Origin of the sequence: Glutamicibacter halophytocola, from assembly GCF_001302565.1 — a bacterium.
Classification (GTDB): Bacteria; Actinomycetota; Actinomycetes; order Actinomycetales; family Micrococcaceae; genus Glutamicibacter; species Glutamicibacter halophytocola.
Genome location: NZ_CP012750.1, coordinates 1922586 through 1943509, shown reverse-complemented (window position 1 = coordinate 1943509; position 20924 = coordinate 1922586). Strand labels below are relative to the sequence as shown.

At 63.1% G+C, this 20924-nt stretch carries 22 protein-coding genes; 21 read left to right on the top strand and 1 reads right to left on the bottom strand.

From position 1 onward, the window contains the following. Positions 1-105: 105 nt before the first annotated feature. The 4 genes from hisS (at position 106) to AOZ07_RS08925 (ending at position 4908) form a co-directional block, all read left to right on the top strand. Positions 106-1428 carry a histidine--tRNA ligase gene (gene hisS, locus AOZ07_RS08940; RefSeq protein ID WP_060701680.1) on the top strand — a complete coding sequence of 441 codons (1323 nt, stop codon included), beginning with the start codon at positions 106-108 and terminating at the stop codon, positions 1426-1428. 91 nt (positions 1429-1519) lie between these two features. Continuing rightward, the gene (gene aspS / locus AOZ07_RS08935; protein WP_060701679.1) at positions 1520-3319 is read left to right on the top strand and encodes an aspartate--tRNA ligase; all 1800 of its coding nucleotides are present in this window, start codon (positions 1520-1522) and stop codon (positions 3317-3319) included. A 148-nt stretch (positions 3320-3467) separates the two neighbouring features. Then, on the top strand, positions 3468-4586 hold the full coding sequence (locus tag AOZ07_RS08930) for a hypothetical protein (RefSeq protein ID WP_060701678.1): 1119 nt from the start codon (positions 3468-3470) through the stop codon (positions 4584-4586). Next, the gene (locus AOZ07_RS08925) at positions 4579-4908 is read left to right on the top strand and encodes a PadR family transcriptional regulator (protein ID WP_060701677.1); all 330 of its coding nucleotides are present in this window, start codon (positions 4579-4581) and stop codon (positions 4906-4908) included. The genes AOZ07_RS08930 and AOZ07_RS08925 overlap by 8 nt, the downstream gene beginning before the upstream one ends. Here AOZ07_RS08925 and dtd read toward each other — a convergent pair. Then, complete coding sequence (dtd, locus tag AOZ07_RS08920) at positions 4905-5342, bottom strand: D-aminoacyl-tRNA deacylase (protein WP_060701676.1); 438 nt, start codon at positions 5340-5342, stop codon at positions 4905-4907. The genes AOZ07_RS08925 and dtd overlap by 4 nt on opposite strands. Before the next feature lie 83 nt (positions 5343-5425). Between dtd and AOZ07_RS08915 the strand changes: the two genes are divergently transcribed. The 17 genes from AOZ07_RS08915 (at position 5426) to AOZ07_RS08835 (ending at position 20914) form a co-directional block, all read left to right on the top strand. After that, complete coding sequence (locus AOZ07_RS08915; RefSeq protein ID WP_060701675.1) at positions 5426-6832, top strand: replication-associated recombination protein A; 1407 nt, start codon at positions 5426-5428, stop codon at positions 6830-6832. Positions 6833-7020: 188 nt separating this feature from the next. Next, complete coding sequence (rpsD, locus tag AOZ07_RS08910) at positions 7021-7644, top strand: 30S ribosomal protein S4 (protein WP_060701674.1); 624 nt, start codon at positions 7021-7023, stop codon at positions 7642-7644. A gap of 124 nt (positions 7645-7768) precedes the next feature. Next, positions 7769-8140, top strand: coding sequence for a DUF948 domain-containing protein (locus AOZ07_RS08905; protein WP_060701673.1), 372 nt, complete (start codon positions 7769-7771; stop codon positions 8138-8140). Between the two features lie 77 nt (positions 8141-8217). Then, a complete protein-coding gene (locus AOZ07_RS08900) occupies positions 8218-8427 on the top strand; it encodes a hypothetical protein (RefSeq protein WP_060701672.1) in 210 nt (69 codons plus the stop codon). Between the two features lie 19 nt (positions 8428-8446). Further along, complete coding sequence (alaS, locus tag AOZ07_RS08895; protein ID WP_060701671.1) at positions 8447-11137, top strand: alanine--tRNA ligase; 2691 nt, start codon at positions 8447-8449, stop codon at positions 11135-11137. Continuing rightward, complete coding sequence (ruvX, locus tag AOZ07_RS08890) at positions 11130-11603, top strand: Holliday junction resolvase RuvX (RefSeq protein WP_060701670.1); 474 nt, start codon at positions 11130-11132, stop codon at positions 11601-11603. The genes alaS and ruvX overlap by 8 nt, the downstream gene beginning before the upstream one ends. Before the next feature lie 50 nt (positions 11604-11653). Continuing rightward, positions 11654-13051: an endolytic transglycosylase MltG gene (mltG, locus tag AOZ07_RS08885; RefSeq protein WP_060701669.1), complete on the top strand. Its 1398-nt coding sequence runs from the start codon at positions 11654-11656 to the stop codon at positions 13049-13051. A gap of 29 nt (positions 13052-13080) precedes the next feature. Continuing rightward, positions 13081-13923 carry a shikimate dehydrogenase family protein gene (locus tag AOZ07_RS08880; protein ID WP_060701668.1) on the top strand — a complete coding sequence of 281 codons (843 nt, stop codon included), beginning with the start codon at positions 13081-13083 and terminating at the stop codon, positions 13921-13923. A 29-nt stretch (positions 13924-13952) separates the two neighbouring features. After that, positions 13953-15152 carry a chorismate synthase gene (gene aroC / locus AOZ07_RS08875; RefSeq protein ID WP_060701667.1) on the top strand — a complete coding sequence of 400 codons (1200 nt, stop codon included), beginning with the start codon at positions 13953-13955 and terminating at the stop codon, positions 15150-15152. A 13-nt stretch (positions 15153-15165) separates the two neighbouring features. Continuing rightward, a complete protein-coding gene (locus AOZ07_RS08870; protein ID WP_060701666.1) occupies positions 15166-15654 on the top strand; it encodes a shikimate kinase in 489 nt (162 codons plus the stop codon). Between the two features lie 79 nt (positions 15655-15733). Next, positions 15734-16825 carry a 3-dehydroquinate synthase gene (gene aroB / locus AOZ07_RS08865; RefSeq protein ID WP_060701665.1) on the top strand — a complete coding sequence of 364 codons (1092 nt, stop codon included), beginning with the start codon at positions 15734-15736 and terminating at the stop codon, positions 16823-16825. Between the two features lie 2 nt (positions 16826-16827). Beyond that, positions 16828-17358 (top strand): hypothetical protein, encoded by a 531-nt coding sequence (locus tag AOZ07_RS08860; protein ID WP_060701664.1) that lies wholly within the window; start codon positions 16828-16830, stop codon positions 17356-17358. A gap of 110 nt (positions 17359-17468) precedes the next feature. After that, positions 17469-18029 (top strand): elongation factor P, encoded by a 561-nt coding sequence (gene efp / locus AOZ07_RS08855; protein ID WP_060701663.1) that lies wholly within the window; start codon positions 17469-17471, stop codon positions 18027-18029. After that, complete coding sequence (gene nusB, locus AOZ07_RS08850) at positions 18029-18439, top strand: transcription antitermination factor NusB (protein ID WP_060701662.1); 411 nt, start codon at positions 18029-18031, stop codon at positions 18437-18439. Before efp ends, nusB begins: the two co-directional genes overlap by 1 nt. A gap of 121 nt (positions 18440-18560) precedes the next feature. Then, a complete protein-coding gene (locus AOZ07_RS08845; RefSeq protein ID WP_060703390.1) occupies positions 18561-19121 on the top strand; it encodes a mycothiol transferase in 561 nt (186 codons plus the stop codon). Positions 19122-19385: 264 nt separating this feature from the next. Continuing rightward, a complete protein-coding gene (gene pyrR, locus AOZ07_RS08840; protein ID WP_060701661.1) occupies positions 19386-19955 on the top strand; it encodes a bifunctional pyr operon transcriptional regulator/uracil phosphoribosyltransferase PyrR in 570 nt (189 codons plus the stop codon). After that, a complete protein-coding gene (locus AOZ07_RS08835; RefSeq protein WP_060701660.1) occupies positions 19952-20914 on the top strand; it encodes an aspartate carbamoyltransferase catalytic subunit in 963 nt (320 codons plus the stop codon). The genes pyrR and AOZ07_RS08835 overlap by 4 nt, the downstream gene beginning before the upstream one ends. Positions 20915-20924 lie beyond the last annotated feature (10 nt).

Below are 20924 nucleotides of genomic sequence, written 5' to 3'. Positions count from 1 at the left end.
CCAACTCTACCTGTGACCTCCGTTTCTTAGTAAGCCGACGTGCACAGGTTTCTTGCAAAACAGGCTTAAGATGGTTTGGTAGCCCAATTTGCACTAAGGAGTTTCATGGCACGCAAGGCCTCACTTTCAGGTTTCCCAGAATGGCTTCCAGCTGAACGGGCTGTTGAACAGCACGTGCTGGACACCTTGCGTCATGTTTTTGAACTACATGGTTTCGCCAACATCGAGACCCGTGCAGTTGAAACCCGCGCCCAATTGTTGCGCAAGGGCGAAATCGACAAGGAAGTTTATGGACTTTCGCGCCTGGCCGCCGAGGACGACAAGAACGATCCCAACGCCCTGGCCCTGCACTTCGACCTCACCGTGCCCTTCGCCCGCTATGTGGTGGAGAACGCCGGCCACCTGGCCTTCCCCTTCCGCCGCTACCAGATGCAGAAGGTGTGGCGCGGCGAACGCCCGCAGGATGGCCGCTTCCGCGAATTCACCCAGGCCGACATCGACGTGGTCGGCGATGGCACCTTGCCCTTCAGCTACGACGTAGAGCTCGCGTTGACCATTGCCGATGCGCTCTCCGCGCTGCCGATCGGGGACTTCCGCTTGCGCGTGAACAACCGCAAGCTGGCCGAGGGCTTCTACCGCGGCTTGGGCCTGGATGATCCGGATGCCGTGCTGCGCGCCATTGACAAGCTGGAAAAGATCGGCGATGAAGCGGTCGCAAAGATCCTCGTGGAGGAAGTTGGCGCGACGCGCGAACAGGCCGATGCGGCCTTGGCGCTGGCCAAGATCCGCACCATGGACACCTCCTTTGTTGACCAGGTCCGCGCCCTGGGCGTTGGGCACGAGCTGCTGGACACCGGCCTGGATGAGCTCTCCCAGGTGATCGACGCGGCCTCGAAGCGCGCCCCGGGCAAGGTTATGGCAGACCTGTCCATCGCCCGCGGCCTGGACTACTACACCGGCACCGTCTACGAAACCGTGCTGGTCGGCCACGAATCCCTGGGGTCGATCTGCTCGGGCGGGCGCTACGAATCGCTGGCATCCAAGGGCAAGAAGAACTACCCGGGTGTTGGCTTGTCCATCGGCGTTACCCGCCTGATCTCGCGCATCCTGACTGAAGAAGTAGTCACCGCCAGCCGCAGCGTGCCATCAGTGGTATATGTCACGCTGGCCAATGACGACTCCTGGCACGAAGCCCAGGACGTCGCCTCGCAGCTGCGCGGGCGCGGGATCGCTTGCGAAGTCGCAGCCAGCGCTGAGAAGTTCGGCAAGCAGATCAAATTCGCCGATCGCCGGGGGATTCCCTTCGTCTGGTTCACCCAGGCCGATGGCACCCACGAGGTCAAGGACATCCGCTCCGGCGAGCAGGTCGCAGCCGAGCCGGCCACCTGGATGCCCAACGCCGAAGACCTGAAGATCGCCATCAGCTAATGCTTTGGGCTTGGCCGCCCGCACCTGCACCGTCTTGCGGTGCACTAAACTTCATGGGGAGAAACTTTCCCAACCGACCGAAAGGATCGTAGTGCTACGCACTCATCAGCTGGGCGAATTGAACGCCGAGCACATTGGACAGCAGGTCACCCTCACCGGCTGGGTCGCGCGTCGCCGTGACCACGGCGGTGTCGCCTTCCTGGATTTGCGCGATGCCTCGGGCGTAGCCCAGGTTGTCGTGCGCGATGAAGAGGACTTCCACCCGCTGCGCAATGAGTTCGTGCTGCAGATCGCCGGCACCGTGGAGCGCCGCCCGGAAGGCAACGAGAACCCGAACCTGCCTACCGGGCAGATCGAGGTCATCGCGGACACCGTGACCGTGCTGAACACCGCCGCCCCGCTGCCTTTCCAGGTTGACGAGCATGTCGAGGTCGGCGAGGAGGCGCGCCTGCGCCACCGCTACCTGGACCTGCGCCGCCCGACCCCGGCCCGCAACATCCGCCTGCGCTCCGAGGCCAACCGCGTAGCACGCAACCTGCTGCACGACCAGGGTTACATCGAGATCGAGACCCCGACGCTGACCCGTTCCACCCCGGAAGGCGCCCGCGACTTCGTCGTGCCGGCCCGCCTGACCCCGGGCAGCTGGTACGCGCTGCCGCAGTCCCCGCAGCTGTTCAAGCAGCTGCTGCAGGTCGGCGGTTTCGAGAAGTACTACCAGATCGCCCGCTGCTACCGCGATGAGGACTTCCGCGCGGACCGGCAGCCGGAGTTCACCCAGCTGGACATCGAAGCCTCGTTCGTCGAGGAAGATGACATCATCGAGCTCGGCGAAAAGCTGGTTACCGAGCTGTGGAACCTGATCGACGTGCAGGTCCCGACCCCGATCCGCCGCATGGCGTACTCGGAGGCCATGGCCAAGTATGGTTCGGACAAGCCGGACCTGCGCTTTGGCCTGGAACTGACCGAAATGACCGAGTACTTCGCGAACACCTCCTTCAAGGTCTTCCAGTCCGAGTATGTCGGTGCCGTGGTTATGCCCGGCGGCGCCTCGCAGCCGCGCCGCACCCTGGATGCCTGGCAGGAATTCGCCAAGCAGCGCGGTGCCAAGGGCCTGGCCTACGTATTGATCAAGGAAGATGGCGAGCTGGCCGGCCCAGTGGCCAAGAACCTCTCGGATGAAGAGAAGGCCGGCCTGGCCGCAGCTACCGGCGCAAGCGCTGGCGACTGCATCTTCTTCTCGGCTGGCAAGAAGAACGAATCCCGTGCCCTGCTCGGCGCGGTTCGTGTCGAAATTGGCCACCGCACCGGCCTGATCAAGGAAGGCGACTGGGCCTTCGTCTGGATCGTCGACGCACCGATGTTCGAAGCCGCTTCGGATGCCGTGGCCTCGGGCGACGTGGCCGTGGGCGCCGGCGCCTGGACCGCCGTGCACCACGCGTTCACCAGCCCCAAGCCGGAGTTCATGGACACCTTCGACACCGACCCCGGCTCGGCACTGTCCTACGCCTACGACATCGTATGCAACGGCAACGAAATCGGCGGCGGTTCGATCCGTATCCACCAGCGCGATGTGCAAGAGCGCGTCTTCAAGCTCATGGGCGTGACCCAGGAGCAGGCCGACACCCAGTTCGGCTTCCTGCTCGAGGGCTTCAAGTACGGCGCCCCGCCGCATGGCGGCATCGCCCTGGGCTGGGACCGCGTGCTGCAGCTGCTGACCAACTCGGAGTCCATCCGCGACGTCATCGCCTTCCCGAAGACCGGTGGCGGTTTCGACCCGCTGACCGCTGCTCCTGCACCGATCACCCCGCAGCAGCGCAAGGAAGCCGGCATCGACTTCAAGCCTGAGAAGAAGAAGGCCGAAGAGACCGAAGCCAAGGCTGAAGCCAAGTAGGCTTACGCAGCTATAAGAAGCCGGATGGAACGCGCAAGTGCGTTCCATCCGGCTTCTTTTTGCCCCAAAATAGGCCACAGCGTGGATTAATGCTGATTTTAATACTAGGTTAGTTTTCACACTAGTTATTTCTCTCCAAGGAGACTTCTTGGCCTCGGCAGAACCCCAGCACATCGTCCAGCAATACCCGGCGCGCGACCGCAGTTGGGCGCAGGACTTCAGGCTTGCCATGATGCTCCATGACTTGGATGATTCGCAGAGCGTCCAGGAACTGGAAAATGCTTTGGCCACCATCCGGGATAGCGGCGAAGCTGCAGAGGATCTTTTTGGCGCCCCCCTCGAATACGGCGAAGCCCGGGCGTACTCGCGGTTGACGCCGCAACAGCTGGCGGACTCGGAGATGCCGGTCAACAGCAGCGTGCTGCTGCTCGTTGGTCTCGGAATTGGTGTTGGCCTGCTATGCACCGGTTTTGGCACTTGGGTCGGATTCCGTGACGGATGGACTGCGAACTCGTGGCACTATTGGCAGCTAGCGGCCTTGTGCGCAGGCACGGGAATCGCCTTATCCGGGCACCTATGGTGGTTCTACCGCGTGAAAGGCAAATTCGCGCGATCTTGGGCGCTAGGGGTGGCCGGAATAGCGGTATCCATCGCAGGCGCCGCACTCATCGCCACACTAGGCGATGAACAAGCCCTGCCAATGCCCAACTGGCTAGCACCGATCCTCGGGATAGCCCTGGCCATCGGCGCGTTTTGGCTGCCATTCAAGGATGAGCCTGGAGCAACGCGCAACGACGCCACAGCTTTTACTGATCCCGAAGCATGGTTTGCCGAATCCACGCGCCTGCTGCGCGGACGCTATGGAATGCGAGCTAGAGAGGCGGCATCCGTCCTGGCGCCAGCCCGCGAGCACTGGTCGAACATGTGCAGGGCAGAAGGCGAAGCATCGATAGTTGAGGAATTCGGCACCCCAAACGAATTCGCCATCGGACTGGGAGTCAACACCGCCACGGCGTTGCGGCGACGATGGCTCATGCTCCGGTTGCTGCCATTGGCACTCGTATTCTTGTACGGCACAAGCCTGCTGCCGGAGGCGCTTGCCCCGGACCGCAGCGGATGGGACATCTTCTTCGCCGTATGCGTTGCGGTTTTTGCGGCGGTTTCCCTTTACGAATTGCGCCCCGCGAACCGCGCAGAATACGTGGAATCCAAGCTAGCCCAAAGGCGTGCCCATGCCCGCGGCCTGGAAGAAGGGCGCGATGAGTAAGGACTCGCCGTTTCCCGGCAGCTGGCAGCGCGCCATGCTCCCGATGCTGCTGCTGGCTGAATTGTCGTCCGGGCAAGCCCACGGCTACGCCCTGTCCAAAACCCTGCAAGAACGAGGTTTCGGACCGATCAAGGGCGCAACGCTCTATCCCGCGCTGGCAAAGCTGGAAGCCTCGGGCTTCGTGGAAACCCGATGGGAAGAAGGCCAGGGCGGGCCTGGGCGGAAAGTCTACGAGCTCTCCGCCACCGGCCAAACCGAGCTGAATGCGCAGCGCGCAAGCTTCGAGATGCTCGTGCAGCTGGTGAAGTCCGCCGGCAGCTAGGCCAGGTCCGCCGAATCGACGATCATTGTGAACGGGCCGGTGTTGGTCAGCGACACATCCATCATTGCCCCGAACCGCCCGGTCTCAACGTGCGATCCGAGTTCACGCAGGTACTGCACGAAGTATTCGTAGAGCGGCTCGCTGACCGGGCCGGGCGCGGCATTGGACCAAGAAGGGCGCCGGCCCTTGCGCACCGAGCCATAGAGGGTGAACTGGCTGATCACCAGCAACGGGGCCTGGTTGCCGGCCGCCGAGGTTTCATCCTCCATGATGCGCAGTTGCCAGATCTTCTCGGCGACCTTGCGCGCTATGGCCTGGTCGTCGTCGTGGGTCACGCCCAGCAGGATCACCAAGCCGGGGGAGTCGAGCTGCCCGACAATTTCCCCTTCAACTTCAACGCGGGCGGTGCTGGCGACCTGGACGACGGCGCGCATGCAGAAAATCCTCTCAATAGGCAATAAGCGGCGGGCGAAAGGCCGGTACCGCATTGACACCAGAATATCGGTAGGCTTGGACGGTGAGCGATTTGTTCGATTCCCTGACCGATGATCCGCAGGACGCGCGCGAGGCCCAAGTCAACCGGCCCCGCCCGCCACTGGCGGTACGGATGCGCCCGCGCTCGCTCGAGGAACTGGTCGGGCAGCAGCACCTGCTCGGTCCGGGCTCGCCGCTGCGGCAACTGGCCGAGAATCCTGAAACAGGCCTGGCCGGGCCTGCCAGCGTGATCCTCTACGGCCCGCCGGGCATCGGCAAGACCACCATCGCCCACGTCATTGCGCGGGCCACCAACCGGAAATTTGTCGAGCTCTCCGCCATCACCGCAGGCGTCAAGGATGTGCGCCGGGTTATCGAGCAGGCCAAGGACGACCGCGACCTGCGCGGGATGACCACGGTATTGTTCCTCGACGAGATCCACCGCTTCAACAAGGCCCAACAGGATGCACTGCTTCCCGGAGTCGAAAACCGGGTGGTTGTGCTGGTCGCCGCCACTACCGAAAATCCGTCCTTCTCGGTGATTTCCCCGCTGCTCTCGCGCTCCCTGCTGCTGACCCTGCGCCCGCTGACCGATGGTGACCTCGCGGCCCTGCTGGAACGCGCCATCGAAGACGAGCGCGGATTCAACGGGCAGGTCCAGCTGGATGGCGAGCAGCGCGACGCCATCGTCCGCCTGGCCCAAGGCGATGCCCGCCGCTCGCTGACCGTGCTCGAGGCGGCCGGGGCCGTCGCATGGAATGCCGCTGGCGCCGAAGTGGATCCGCCGGTGCAAATCACCGCCGACCATGTCCAGCTGGCCATGGACCAGGCCGTGCAGCGCTATGACAAAGACGGCGATCAGCACTACGACATCATCTCGGCCTTCATCAAATCCATCCGGGGCTCCGACGTGGATGCCGCCCTGCACTACCTCGCGCGCATGCTCTCCGCGGGGGAGGACCCGCGTTTCATCGCCCGCCGCCTGATGATCTCGGCCAGCGAAGATATTGGCATGGCCGATCCCACCGCCCTGCCCCTGGCCGTGGCCGCAGCCCAATCGGTGCAGCTCACCGGCATGCCCGAAGCGCGGATCATGCTGGGCCAAGCCACCGTGCATCTGGCGACCGCGCCAAAATCCAATGCGTCGTACAACGCGATCAACGCTGCCTTGGCCGACGTCTCCGAAGGCAAGGGCTCGCTGGTTCCGGACCACCTGCGCGACGCGCACTATCCAGGAGCCAAGCAATTGGGCCACGGGGTGGGCTACATCTACGCCCACGACGCGCCGCATTCGATCGCCACCCAGCAATACCTGCCCGACGATCTGGTCGGCACCAATTACTACACGCCGACCATCAACGGCGCCGAGAAGACCATCGGAACGCGCCTGGCCCGGCTTCGCGAGATCATCCGCGGCAAGGACCCGGTACGCGACAAGCGCAAGCGCTGATTGTGCGCTATGCCTCAGCCCGAGGCTAATCCCTTTCGTGTAGACTTGATCTTTGGCTGGCAAGCCCTGCCCGGAGTCCGAGTGATCGGCCTGCGGAGCAAGGTTGCAGTGTAGCAGGGACGCGACGCCCACACACTCTCCATCCTGGAGGCCAGTAGATACCGTCGCTGAACGAAAAGGACACATCAATGGCTAACGCCCGTGCCCGCCGCACCGTACGCCTTTCGCGTGCGCTCGGCCTTGCATTGACCCCTAAAGCTGAAAAGTACATGGAGCGCCGTCCATACGGTCCAGGCCAGCACGGCCGCGCCCGTAAGAAGCAGGACAGCGACTACGCAGTGCGTCTGCGCGAAAAGCAGCGTTTGCGTGCCCAGTACGGCATCCGCGAAGTTCAGATGCTGAACGCTTTCAAGGAAGCAAAGCGCCTCGGCGGCCAGACCGGTGACAACCTGCTGGCACTGCTCGAGTCCCGCTTGGACGCCCTGGTTCTGCGTGCAGGCTTCGCCCGCACCATCCAGCAGGCTCGCCAGCTGGTCGTGCACCGCCACATCCTGGTCAACGGCCAGCGTGTAGACCGCCCATCCTTCAAGGTACAGCCGGGTCAGCTGATCCACGTACACGAGAAGAGCGAGAAGATGGTTCCATTCCAGATGGCTGCAGCAGGTGAGCACGCTAAGGTGCTGCCAGCTGTTCCTGCTTACCTGGACGTAAAGCTGGAAGCCCTTCAGGCTACCTACCTGCGCGCTCCTGAGCGTGCAGAGATCCCAGTGACCTGCGAAGAGAACCTCGTGGTCGAGTACTACGCACGCTAAACCGTGCGCTAGTTCCAAGCCCGCAACCGTCCAACGGTTGCGGGCTTGTCGCTTAACTACCTATCTTGGCTCTGACTTCGATAAGGTGGACTGGCACCAAAAACCCAAGCAGAAGAGGAAGCACATGTCGGGTTCGGATATTGCAGGGCTCATCGCCGCCGGCGCATTTGTTGTACTAGTAGTGCTGCTGGCTGTGCCGATCATCAAGTTGGGCAAGGTGTTCGACGAGCTGCGCAAATCGATCAGGGACGTTGCCGATGGCACCACCCCGTTGATCGGCGAAGTCGCCAACACCGTGGCGACCACCAACGACCAGCTCAAGAAGGTCGATACGATCACCAATAACGTTTCTGATGCCACCGCCAATGTTTCCGCGCTGTCCTCGCTGATCGCAGCTACTGTCGGCAAGCCGCTGATCAAGGCGGCCGCGTTCACCGAAGGCGTGAAAGCCGCGATGAACACCAAGCCAAGCGGCAAAGCACGCCGCAGCCGCTAAGCCAGAGCTGTTCGATCGAACACGTATCGGCGCGCTGAACGACGGACGGCCCATCGAAGGCCGCCAAGGAGACTAGAATGAAAAAGTTCTTGTGGGTTTCTATTGGAGTGGGCGTTGGAGTGCTCGCAACCAGGAAATACGCTGACGTTAAATCCGGTGCAGCGCTCAATCGCCAGGTCGGCAAGTACGCCGACCGTGTTGCCGAATATCTGGAAGCCTTCCATCAGGGAATGACCGCCAGAGAAGAAGAATTACGTTCCGCCTTGGGCGTGGACGCCGCTAAGTGAAGGGATCATCCGTAACACGATGAAAACGCAGGAAATTGCCCGTCGGTGGGTCGACTTTTTCGTCTCTAAGGGCCACACGGCGGTGCCCAGCGCCTCGCTGGTCTCATCGGACCCATCGCTGTTGTTCACTGTGGCCGGCATGGTTCCCTTCATCCCGTACCTGACCGCCCGCGAAGAAGCCCCCTACACTCGTGCGACCTCGGTGCAGAAATGCATCCGCACCGGCGACATCGAAGAAGTCGGCAAGACCGTGCGCCACGGCACCTTCTTCCAGATGTGCGGCAACTTCTCCTTCGGCGATTACTTCAAGAAGGATGCCATCCACTTCGCCTGGGAGCTGCTGACCAGCCCGGTGGAAGCCGGAGGCTACGGCCTGGACAAGGAACGCCTCTGGGTCACCGTCTACGAAGACGGCGACGAGAAGGACCTTGAAGCCCGCCGCATCTGGGAAGAAGAGATCGGCATCCCGACCGAGCGCGTGGTCGGCACCGGCAAGGAAGACAACTACTGGAACACCGGCCAGCCCGGCCCCGGCGGTCCTTGCTCGGAGATCTACTACGACCGCGGTGCCCAGTACGGCCAAGAAGGCGGCCCGGCGGTCGACGAGACCCGCTACATCGAAATCTGGAACCTCGTGTTCATGCAGTACCGCCTCTCAGCGGTGCGCTCCAAGACCGACTTCGACGTCGCCGGCGAACTGCCCAAGCGCAATATCGACACCGGCCTGGGCCTTGAGCGCCTGGCCATGATCCTGCAGGGCGTCGAGAACATGTACGAGACCGACCAGGTCCGTCCGGTGCTCGACAAGGCCGCCGAGCTTGCCGGCGTCGCCTACACCTCCACCGAGGATCCAGCGGACCCCAACCACGCCAATGACGTGCGCCTGCGCATGATCGCCGACCACATCCGCTCCTCGCTGATGCTGATCTCCGACCAGGTCACCCCGGGCAACGAGGGCCGCGGCTACGTGCTGCGCCGGCTGATCCGCCGCGCCGTGCGCGCCATGCGCCTGATGGGCGTGGACAGCGAAGTGCTCCCGCAGCTGCTTCCCGTCTCCCGCGACGCCATGAAGGGCGTCTACCCAGAGGTCGAGGCCGACTTCGAGCGCATCGCCCGCATCGCCTACGCCGAGGAGCGCGCCTTCCGCCGCACCATCGCTTCGGGCACCACCCGCCTTGACGAGGCGCTGAACCACGCCAAGGAAGAAGGAGCCAACCTCTCCGGAGACGACGCCTTCACCCTGCACGACACCTATGGCTTCCCGATCGACCTCACCTTGGAAATCGCAGCCGAGGCTGGCCTGTCCGTGGACGAGCCGCGCTTCCGCGAGCTGATGAACGAGCAGCGCACCCGTGCGCAGAAGGACGCCAAGGCCAAGAAGGCCGGCCACGCCGACCTGTCGGTGTACAACAAGCTGGCCGACGCCGGCAGCGTGCACTTCACCGGCTACGACACGCTGGAAGGCGAGTCGACCATTCGCGGCATCATCCGCGACGGCCAAGTGGTTCCATACGCGGAGCAGGGCCAGGAAATCGACCTGGTGCTCAATGAGACCCCCTTCTATGCCGAATCCGGCGGCCAGGCTGGCGACAGCGGCCTGATCACCGGCGACGGCTTCGTGCTTGAGGTCACCGACGTGCAGGCCCCGGTCAAGGGCCTGAACGTGCACAAGGTGATCGTGCGCGAGGGCGAGCTTCCTGCCGAGGCATTGGTGCGCACCCAGGTCGACGCCGTGCGCCGCCGTTCGGGGGAGCAGGCCCACTCGGCCACCCACCTGGTGCACGCCGCGCTGCGCGAGCTGCTTGGCCCAACGGCCACCCAGGCAGGGTCCTTCAACAAGGCCGGCTACCTGCGCTTCGACTTCTCCTGGGCCGAAGCCCTCTCCGCTGCGGCTCGCAGCGAAGTCGAAGAAGCAGTCAACCTGGCCATCGCCTCGAACTACCAGGTCGTCACCAACGAAATGGCCCTGTCCGAGGCCAAGAAGCTCGGCGCGATGAGCCTGTTCGGCGAAAAGTACTCCAACGACGTGCGCGTGGTGGAAATGAACGGCGCCTGGTCGCGCGAGCTGTGCGGTGGCACCCACGTGGACACCACCGCCCGCATCGGCCAGCTGACCCTGCTCTCCGAGGCCTCGGTCGGTTCGGGAAACCGCCGCGTCGAAGCCCTGGTCGGCATGGAGGCCTTCCGCCACGGCGCTGCCGAGCGTGCCCTGGTTTCCGAGCTCTCGGGCCTGTTCCGCGTGCCTTCCAGCCAGGTGTCCGAGCGCGTCAACGACACCGTTGCCAAGCTCAAGGCCGCCGAGAAGCAGATCGCCGAGCTCAAGAGCCAGGCCATGCTCGCCCAGTCCGCAGCCCTACTGGAAAAGGTGGTGACCATCGGCTCGACCCGCCTGCTGGCCCATAACGCAGGTACCATCGACTCCGCGGATGCCCTGCGCACCATGGCGCTGGATCTGCGAGGCAAGCTTGGCACCGAAGCAGCGGTCATTGTGCTGATCGGCGTGGCCAACGGCCGACCGCTGGTCCTGGCCGTCACCAACGATGACGCCCGTGCCAACGGCTTCAAGGCCGGAGCGCTGGTGCGCACCGCCACCGGCGTGCTCGGCGGCGGCGGCGGAGGCAAGGACGATATGGCCCAGGGCGGCGGCCAGGACGCTTCAAAGATCGACGAAGCGCTGGATGCCATTCGGGCGGCTTTGGCCAATGGCTAAAGTGGCACTCGGCGTCGACGTGGGCCTGGCCCGCGTCGGCGTCGCCATCTCAGATCCCTCGGGGATCCTGGCCACGCCGGTCATGACCCTGCGCCGGGATGCGAAGAAGAATTCTGACCGCCGGATGCTGCTGCGCATCATCACGGACCGGAATGTGGGCGAAGTATTCATCGGCGAGCCGAAATCCTTGGCCGGCAATGATACCGAGTCCACCAAAATGGCCCGTGACTATGCTATTGCCTTGGCCGAATTAGCCGATAGCTCCAATATCGAGCTTGCGGTTTTCCTGGTCGACGAGCGGTTGAGCACCGTCAACGCCCATCGCGCGTTGCACGCCTCAGGCCGTAAGATGGAGGATCATCGAAAGGTTGTCGACCAGGTCGCTGCCACCGAGATCCTGCAGCAAGTGCTGGAAATGCGCCGGAACAACGTCCGTGTCCAGGCCAGCCGGATCGTCATGAAATAGATCCCGCACGTCGCGGCCCAGTTCGAAGCCATACCGAGAAATGAGAGTTGATGCGAGAAGAAGCCCGTCAAGAACGGCAACGCGAAACTCTTCGTGCCCTGTACGAGAGCTTCGCGGCAGGCCAAGGGCTTCCCATCGCTGAACCTTCCACTCCTGAGCTGACCGGGCTGGACCACTATCTCGGAGCTTCCTCTGATGGCGAGGCGGCACCGGATGCCGCCTTGGCAACCGCCGATGACCAGGATGGGCAGCAAACCCATACCCGGTTCCTGCCCACCCTGGCCGCGGCGCATACCGCGCAGACTCCGGTCATCGAACAGCAAGACGCGCTCCACCGCGATGGGCTGCTCGACCAGGATGACGAAGCCTCCAAGAAGCTGCGGCGCAAGAAAACCCGCCGGAAGCGCAACCTGGTGATGCTAGCCACCGTGGTGATTTTTGCCCTGGTTGTCGCCGGCTCCTTCTATTTCGTCAAGTCCTTAGTCAAGCAGTTCAACCCGGATGACTATCCCGGCCCGGGCGGCGCCACGGTCGAATTCACCGTGGAAGACGGCTGGGGCCTGGGCGCAATCTCGCGCAAGCTCGAGGACCTGGACGTCATTTCCAACGACAAGCTGCTGATCAAGGCCGTGGAGAACTCCGAACGCGCCAATAAGGTCGTCCACCCGGGAACCTACCAGCTCAAATCCCAGATGCCGGCAGCCGATGCTGCTGAAATCCTGGTCGATAATCGCCCTGGCAAGGTGTTCTACATCGGGCTCAAGGCGAACTTGCGCCTGAACGCGGCGCTGGAGGAGATCGCCAAGGGCTCCGGGCTCAAGCTTGCCGACCTGGAAAAACTGGCCGGCCAGCCGGAAAAGTTCGGGCTTCCTTCCTCTGTGCCGAACCTCGAGGGCTGGCTGCACCCGGGCGAATACCGTTTCGCCCTGGACAGCACCCCCAAGGACGTGCTGGCCAAGATGGTCAGGTCCACCAAGAACACCCTCAAAGACGCCGGCATCACCGACCTCGAGAAGGGCTACCGCACCCTGAAGGTAGCCTCCATCCTGCAGGCAGAGGCCCGCGAGAAGGACTATGCCACCGTGGCCGGAGCCATCGAGAACCGGCTGAATCCTGCCAACAAGGAAACCCATGGCTTGCTCCAGGTGGATTCCACGGTGATCTACGGCTTGGACCGCTACAGCCTGCAGTTCAGCCAGGCCGAGCGCAAGGACGCCGGCAACAAATACAACACCTATGTGCATAAGGGCTTGACCCCGACGCCGATCGGCTCACCAGCCACCTCGGCGATCAAGGCTGCGGCCAACCCGCAGTCCAACGGCTACTACTACTGGGTGACCGTGAACATTGAAACGGGCGAAACCAAGTTCGCTTCCAGCTACGCCGAACATCAGCGCAACCAGGCTGAATTCCGGGCATGGTGCCAACAGAATTCGGATGTCTGCTAAGCGCAGCAGCAACGCAGAAAGTATGTGAATTGATAAAGCAGGCTGCCGTACTGGGGCACCCGGTCGGCCACTCCAAGTCACCGGTGCTGCACCGCACCGCCTACCAGCTGCTGGGCGCGCCGCTGAATTATGAGGCCATCGACCTCGTGCCCGAACAGTGCGCCGAACACGTTGCACGCCTGCGCTCGGGGGATTGGGCCGGATCGTCGGTGACCATGCCGCTGAAGGATGCCTTTGTGCCGCTCATGGACGAGGTTTCTGCCCGCGTGCGGCAACTTGGCGCCCTGAACACCATTGTGGTGCGCGAAGACGGAACGCTGTTCGGGGAGAACACCGACATCGACGGCCTGGTCCAGGCCCTGGCCGATTTCTCGATGACCGCCGCCGATCAGGCCCTGATCCTGGGGTCGGGCAATACCTCGCTAGCGGCCCTTCAGGCCTGTGCCGAGCTCGGCGTCGAGCACGTCACCCTCGTGGTTCGCTCCGTTCAGCGCTCCCGGCGCGCTGTGGACCTGGCCAAGGAACTGGGCCTGCACCCGGTCGTCCACGAAATTTCCGGCATCACCCGCGAGCTGTCCGATCAGCTGCGCCTGATGCCCCTGGTTTTCAGCACGCTGCCGCCGCACGCGGGCGATGAATGGGTGCCTGCGATCGGTTCCGGCAACGGGATCCTGCTCGATGTGGCCTACGATCCATGGCCCTCCAAGCTGGCTGCCTCATGGCAAGGCCAGGTCATTTCCGGGCTTCACATGCTGGTGCACCAGGCAGTGGAACAGGTGCGCCTGTTTGCCGGTGCAGCCTGGGATGAAGAGCGGCGTGTTGACGTCACAAATGCGATGTATGACTCCCTGGGACTGGCCCGACACCAGTAATTGCTTCAGGTCATGGCAAAATAGAGGACATGTTGCGTTGGTTGACCGCGGGCGAATCGCATGGCCCGGCACTTGTTGGAATTCTTGAAGGGCTACCTGCCGGAGTATCGGTGGATAGCGAAGTTGTACGCGAAGCATTAGCGCGTCGCCGTCTCGGCTACGGCCGCGGTGCGCGGATGAAGTTTGAAAAGGACCAGGTCACTTTCCTTGGCGGTGTGCGCCACGGCAAGACCCAGGGCGGTCCGGTGGCCATCGAAATCGGGAACACCGAATGGCCCAAGTGGGAACGCGTCATGAGCGCGGACCCAGTGGACCTCGACGAGCTGGCTTCGCTGGCGCGCAATGCGCCATTGACCCGTCCGCGCCCGGGCCACGCCGACTTCACCGGCATGCAGAAATACGGTTTCGACGACGCCCGCCCGATCCTGGAACGAGCCAGTGCCCGCGAAACCGCGGCCCGCGTGGCCCTGGGCGCAGTAGCCTCCCGCTTCCTGAACGACCTCGGCATCGAATTGGTGTCGCACACCACCGCCGTTGGCGCTGTTTCGGCTCCGGCTGATGCCCCGCTGCCGACCGCTGCGGATATTGAAGCGCTCGATGCCGATCCGCTGCGCTGCTTCGACCAGGCAACCAGCCAGGCCATGGTGGCCGAGGTCGACGACGCGCACAAGGCGGGGGAGACCCTCGGTGGCGTGGTTGAGGTCCTGGCCTACAACCTGCCTCCGGGCATTGGATCCTACGTGCACTGGGACCGCCGCCTGGACGCACGCCTGGCCGCCGCGTTGATGGGCATCCAGGCCATCAAGGGCGTGGAAGTGGGCGACGGTTTTGAAACCGCGGCGCGCCGCGGTTCGGCCGCCCACGATGAGATCGTGCACGCCGAAGATGGCAGCATCAAGCGCAATTCCAATCGCGCCGGCGGCATTGAGGGGGGCATGAGCATTGGCGAGGTGCTGCGCGTGCGCGCTGGCATGAAGCCGATCGCGACCGTTCCCCGTGCCCTGCGCACCGTCGACACCGCAACCGGCGAAGACACCACCGCGCACCACCAGCGTTCAGACGTCTGTGCCGTCCCGGCGGCTGGCGTGGTTGCCGAAGCCATGGTTGCCCTGGTGCTCGCCCAGTCTCTGCTCGAGAAGTTCGGCGGCGACTCGGTTGCGGAAACCAAGCGCAATATCGACTCCTACCTGGCCAGCATCCCGGATAACCTGGGATCGACCGGCGTCTAGGAAGCATTCGTTAATGATTTACCTCATTGGTCCGATGGCCAGTGGCAAGTCCACCGTGGGCAGGTCACTGGCCACGGCCTTATCAACCAGTTTTGCCGATTCCGACGCGACGGTCGTGGCCCATCACGGCACGATTCCGCAAATTTTTGCCGAGCATGGCGAAGCGCATTTCCGCGACCTGGAAGTCCAGGCCTTGGCGCGCCTGCTCACCGGGGTTGTCGCCACCGGTGGCGGAGCGGTGCTCCGCGAGGAGAACCAGCAGCTGCTTTCCCGCGGCACCGTCATCTACCTGGAGCTGGGCATGCAGGCAGCGGCCGAGCGGATCAAGGCGGACTCCAATCGGCCATTGCTGGCAGGTGACGAAGCACTCACCGTCTGGGCTTCGGTCTACGAAAAGCGCCGTCCAATTTACGAAATGCTGGCTGACGTGCACGTTGTGGTTGACGGAAAGTCTGTTCTACAAATTGTCGAAGAGATTTTGCCGCAACTCGACCAGCTGTGATTAGCGCCACGAGATGCCAGTTCTCGACAATCCCACGCGTACGCTAGACAAATCAGCACCATCAGGAGGAACAAGACTGATGCCATTAGCACCGACCACTTTAAAGGTCTCGGGAAACACGGCCGCCGAATCGTACCCAGTACTGGTTGGCAACGGATTGTTGGGGCACCTGCCCGAACTGCTCGGACCTTCGGTCAAGAAGGTTTTGGTGATCCACCCTCGCGCGCTGCGCACCACCGGCGACGTGGTTCGTGATGAACTGGCCAATGCCGGCCTGGAAGCACTGACCGCAGAGATCCCGGATGCCGAAGAAGGCAAGCACATCCAGGTGGCTTCCTTCTGCTGGGAAGTTCTGGGCAAGAATGATTTCACCCGCAGCGACGCGGTCATCTCCGTTGGCGGCGGCGCCGTCACCGACCTGGCCGGTTTTGTGGCAGCCACCTGGCTGCGCGGGGTCAAGGTCATTCACATTCCGACCTCCCTGCTGGCCATGGTCGACGCCGCGGTAGGCGGCAAGACCGGCATCAATACCGCCGAAGGCAAGAACCTGGTGGGCGCATTCCACCCTCCTGCCGCCGTGCTCGCGGACCTCGACGCCCTGGCCACGTTGCCGAAGAACGAACTGGTCACCGGCATGGCTGAAATTGTCAAGACCGGATTCATCGCCGATGAGCGCATTCTGGAACTGATCGAAGAAGATCCGCAAGACGCCATCAACCCGGCCAGCGCACGCCTGCGAGAGCTGATCGAACGCACCATCGCCGTGAAGGTCGACGTGGTCTCACGCGACCTGAAGGAATCGGGCGATCGCGAATTCTTGAACTACGGCCACACCCTGGCCCATGCCATCGAGCTGGCCGAGCGCTACCAGATGCGCCACGGCGCCGCGGTGTCCATCGGCCTGTGCTTCGCTGCCGAGCTGGGCCGCTCCGTTGGCTACACCTCCGATGCGATCGCCGATCGCCATGTGAGCATCTTGACATCGCTGGGACTGCCAACCAGCTACCGCAACGACCGCTGGGCCGCTTTGCTCGATGGCATGAAGCGGGACAAGAAGGCGCGTGGCAACCAGCTGCGCTTCGTCGTGCTCGAAGAGATCGGCAAGCCGCGCATCTACGAAGTGCCGGATAACTCGCTGCTGTTCGCGGCCTACCAGGAAATCGGGGAGTGAAAATGGGCGACCACACCGCATACGCCATTGATGTCGCATCGGTAAACCGGGAAGGTGTCGGGACTTCGGTCAACGGCGTCCTGATCGACCCGGTAACCCTCAAGCCCTACGTCGCCGACGAACAGGCCGCGCAGCACCAGATGCAGGTTGGTTCCCCTACCGACCAGGTCATGATCCTGTTGGCTCGCGGCGATCTTGCCGACGCCGGCGAACTGATCGCCGAATCCCGGCTGATCGATCCAACCAACGCGCACCTGCGCGTGCTGGATACCGAGCTGACCCGCATGCAGGGCGATTTTGATCGCGCGATCAATCGGCTGCGCAAGCTCTCCGAAGAGTTCGCCGGCACCGATTACGAACCGCTGATGCACCACCACCTGGGTCTTTCCTTCTTCGCGAAGGGCGATTTCAAGGCGGCGGCGACGCGTTTCCGCAAGGCGATGGACCTGCGCATCGAGCTGGGCGATGACGCCTACCTGGTCAACGCATCGAGCATCTGCCTGAATATCGCCGAAGAGCGGGCCGCGCAGTAACGAGCGCCACCGCGCGCAACCCTAACGGCCCGAGGCCGAGTAGGGTAAACTTGTATATGGATTTTTGATAATGCCAGTGCATGCTGGTGTCAATAGAGGATTGAGGAAACGTGGCGGATACAACTGACATTAAAAATGGCGTGGTTCTGAAGATCGAGGGCCAGCTCTGGACCATCATCGACTTCCAGCACGTCAAGCCAGGCAAGGGCGGCGCTTTCGTCCGCACCAAGATGCGCAACGTGATGAGCGGCAAGGTGGTCGACAAGACCTACAACGCCGGAACCAAGATCGAAACCGCAACTGTTGACCGCCGCGATTACCAGTACCTCTACCAGGATGGCGACGACTACGTCTTCATGAACCTGGAAGACTATGACCAGATCACCGTCCCGGGCGAAACCGTGGGCGAGACCGCTGGCTACATGCTGGAAAACCAGGAACTGACCATCGCCATGCACGATGGCAGCCCGCTGTACCTGGAACTGCCAGCTTCGGTCGTTCTGGAAATCACCTACACCGAGCCTGGCCTGCAGGGCGACCGCTCCTCGGCCGGCACCAAGCCAGCAACCCTGGAAACCGGCAAGGAAATCCAGGTTCCGCTGTTCGTCGAGCAGAACACCAAGGTCAAGGTTGACACCCGCACCGGCGACTACCTGGGTCGTGTCAACTAGTGAGAGCCCGCGCCAAAGCCCGTCGCCGAGCCCTCGAATTCCTGTTTGAGGCTGAAGCCCGCGATGTCGACCCCATGGGTGTTGCCATCTCGCGCCGGGAAAACTCGGACATCGTGCTCAATGAGTACTCGTTGACGATCGTCGAAGGCGTCATGGCCCATCTGGACCGCATCGACGAAGTGCTTGAAAGCTACGTCAAGGACTGGACCATCGAGCGCATGCCGGCCGTTGACCGCGCTGCCTTGCGCATCGGCGTTTGGGAATTGCTCTACAACGATGATGTGCCCGATGCAGTAGCCGTGGCGGAAGCCGTGGTTAATGTTCGCGAGCTCTCCACCGACGAGTCCCCGGAGTTCGTCAATGGCGTACTGGGCCGGATCCAGAGCGTCAAGGACACCCTGGTCGACTAGTTTCTTTTCCCAGTCCAATTGCCTGGGCCGGATCACCCTTCGCGGGGTTTTCCGGCCCAGGCTTTTTTGCGCCCTGGAACGCCCTCTTGCCATGCTCGATCCGCCCGGCAAGAATGGCGGGATGAACCACGTACCTGAACGATGGAGCGAATCGGTCCAGCTCCCCGACATGTGGCTGGACCCCGATCAGGATCCCAGGGATACAACCGAGCCGGATCCGGCAGGGGAGTGTGAAACCTACGCCAGATACCTTCGGGATTACCGGCTTACCCTGGAGCTGAAATGCGAAGGCCTGGCACCCGAGCAGCTGGCCCGGCGCTCTGTGCCTCCTTCGACCATGTCCCTGCTCGGACTCCTGCGCCATCTGGGCGAAGTTGAACGCGACTGGCGCAATTGGATCAGCGACGGCGAGAGGATTGCCCCAATCTACGGCGGGCACGGTGCGGATTTCGACGGGGTGCGGCCCGAGCCCGAATGCCTTGCCCAGGCCCTGCAGATTCTCCATGAGGAGCAGCACGCCACGGACCGGGCGCTGGCGAACTTCGCGGACCTCGGGCAGCGTGTTGGCCGGGAAGAGGTGATCGTGCGCGAACTGCAGGTGCACCGGATCGAAGAATATGCCCGGCATTGCGGCCACGCGGATTTGCTGCGCGAATGCATTGACGGGCGCGTGGGGCAATAGCGCGCCGGCCCTACCATCGAACACCTGCCCAGGGGATGTGCCAAAGCCAACAGCAGCTGGCCCAGAAGCCCGATCCGTGCACCGATCTGCGTTAAATCGCCGGTGCGCCAGCGGCAGGCACGGCATCAGGTGGCGCATCTCACTGTCCATCCAGTGTCATGCATAGCTTTCCGCTAGGGAATCGCTGCGGGCTCGTGATAATTTGAGGTAGCAATATTCCTTTAAATCCCGTCCTGTGAGGCGGAGAAGGGAGAGGTGCACAGCATGAATGAAAATTCAGTGCCAGATGTATCGCGCACGGTGCTTACCGGCGACGATATCGATCGTGTACTCACTCGCGTGGCTTTCGAGATCATCGAAGCCAATAAGGGCACAGACGACCTTGTGCTCCTGGGCATTCCCAGCCGCGGTTTCCCGCTGGCCCAGCGCTTGGCGCAGCGCATCGCCGCTTCAGCGCCCGGCGATCTCGACCCGGCAGCTCTTGTCGGCCAGCTCGACATCACCATGTACCGCGATGACCTCCGCCACTCCACCACGCGCACCCCGTCGCCGACCCGGCTTCCTGCCGGCGGGATCGACGGAAAAGTCGTGGTGCTGGTTGACGACGTGCTCTACTCCGGCCGCACTATTCGCGCCGCACTGGATGCCCTCGCCGACTGGGGCCGTCCGCGCATCGTCCGCCTCGCCGTGCTCGTGGACCGCGGCCACCGCGAACTGCCCATCCGCGCCGACCATGTGGGCAAGAACCTGCCCACCGCCAAGAGCGAAAAGGTGCGTGTGCACCTGGCCGAAATCGACGGAACCAACGAAGTGATGATCGAGGGCGTAGCGTGAAGCACCTGCTATCCACCGCGGATTTGACCCGCGAAGAAGCCATCTCCATCCTGGATATCGCCGAGGAAATGCGCGAATCCGGAACCCGGGCCATCAAGAAGCTGCCGGCCCTGCGCGGACGCACCGTGGTGAACCTCTTCTTCGAGGACTCCACCCGAACCCGCATTTCCTTCGAGGCTGCCGCCAAGCGCCTGAGCGCTGACGTCATCAACTTCTCCGCGAAGGGATCGAGCGTCTCCAAGGGCGAATCGCTGAAGGACACCGCGCAGACCCTGCTGGCCATCGGCGCCGACGCGGTAGTCATCCGCCACCCGGACTCGGGGGCCCCGGCCCGCCTGGCTGCCACCGATTGGATCGGCCTGCCGATCGTCAACGCTGGCGATGGCACCCACGAACACCCCACCCAGGCGCTGCTGGACGCATTCACCCTGCGCCGCCAGGTGGCCTTGCGCAATGGCACCAGCCCAGCAGGGCAGGGCCTGGATGGGCTGAAGGTCGCGATCGTCGGGGATATTCTGCATTCCCGCGTGGCTCGCTCCAACCTGTGGCTGCTGAACACCCTGGGCGCCGAGGTCACCATGGTGGCCCCGCCAACCCTGCTGCCGGTGGGTGCGCACTCCTGGCCCTGCACCATCAGCTACGACCTGGACGCAGTGATCGCGTCGGGCGTTGATGCGCTGATGATGCTGCGCGTCCAGGGCGAGCGCATGAACGCCGCCTACTTCCCGAACCCCCGCGAGTACTCGCGCTATTGGGGACTGGATGATGCGCGCCTGGGCCAGCTGGACTCCAGCGGCGCCGAAACGCTGATCATGCACCCGGGCCCGATGAACCGGGGCCTGGAAATCTCCTCGGCCGCCGCGGATTCACCGCGTTCCACCGTGCTCGACCAGGTCACCAATGGCGTGGCCGTGCGCATGGCCAGCCTCTACATGCTCCTCTCCGGCGACCTGATCTGAAAGAAGAACC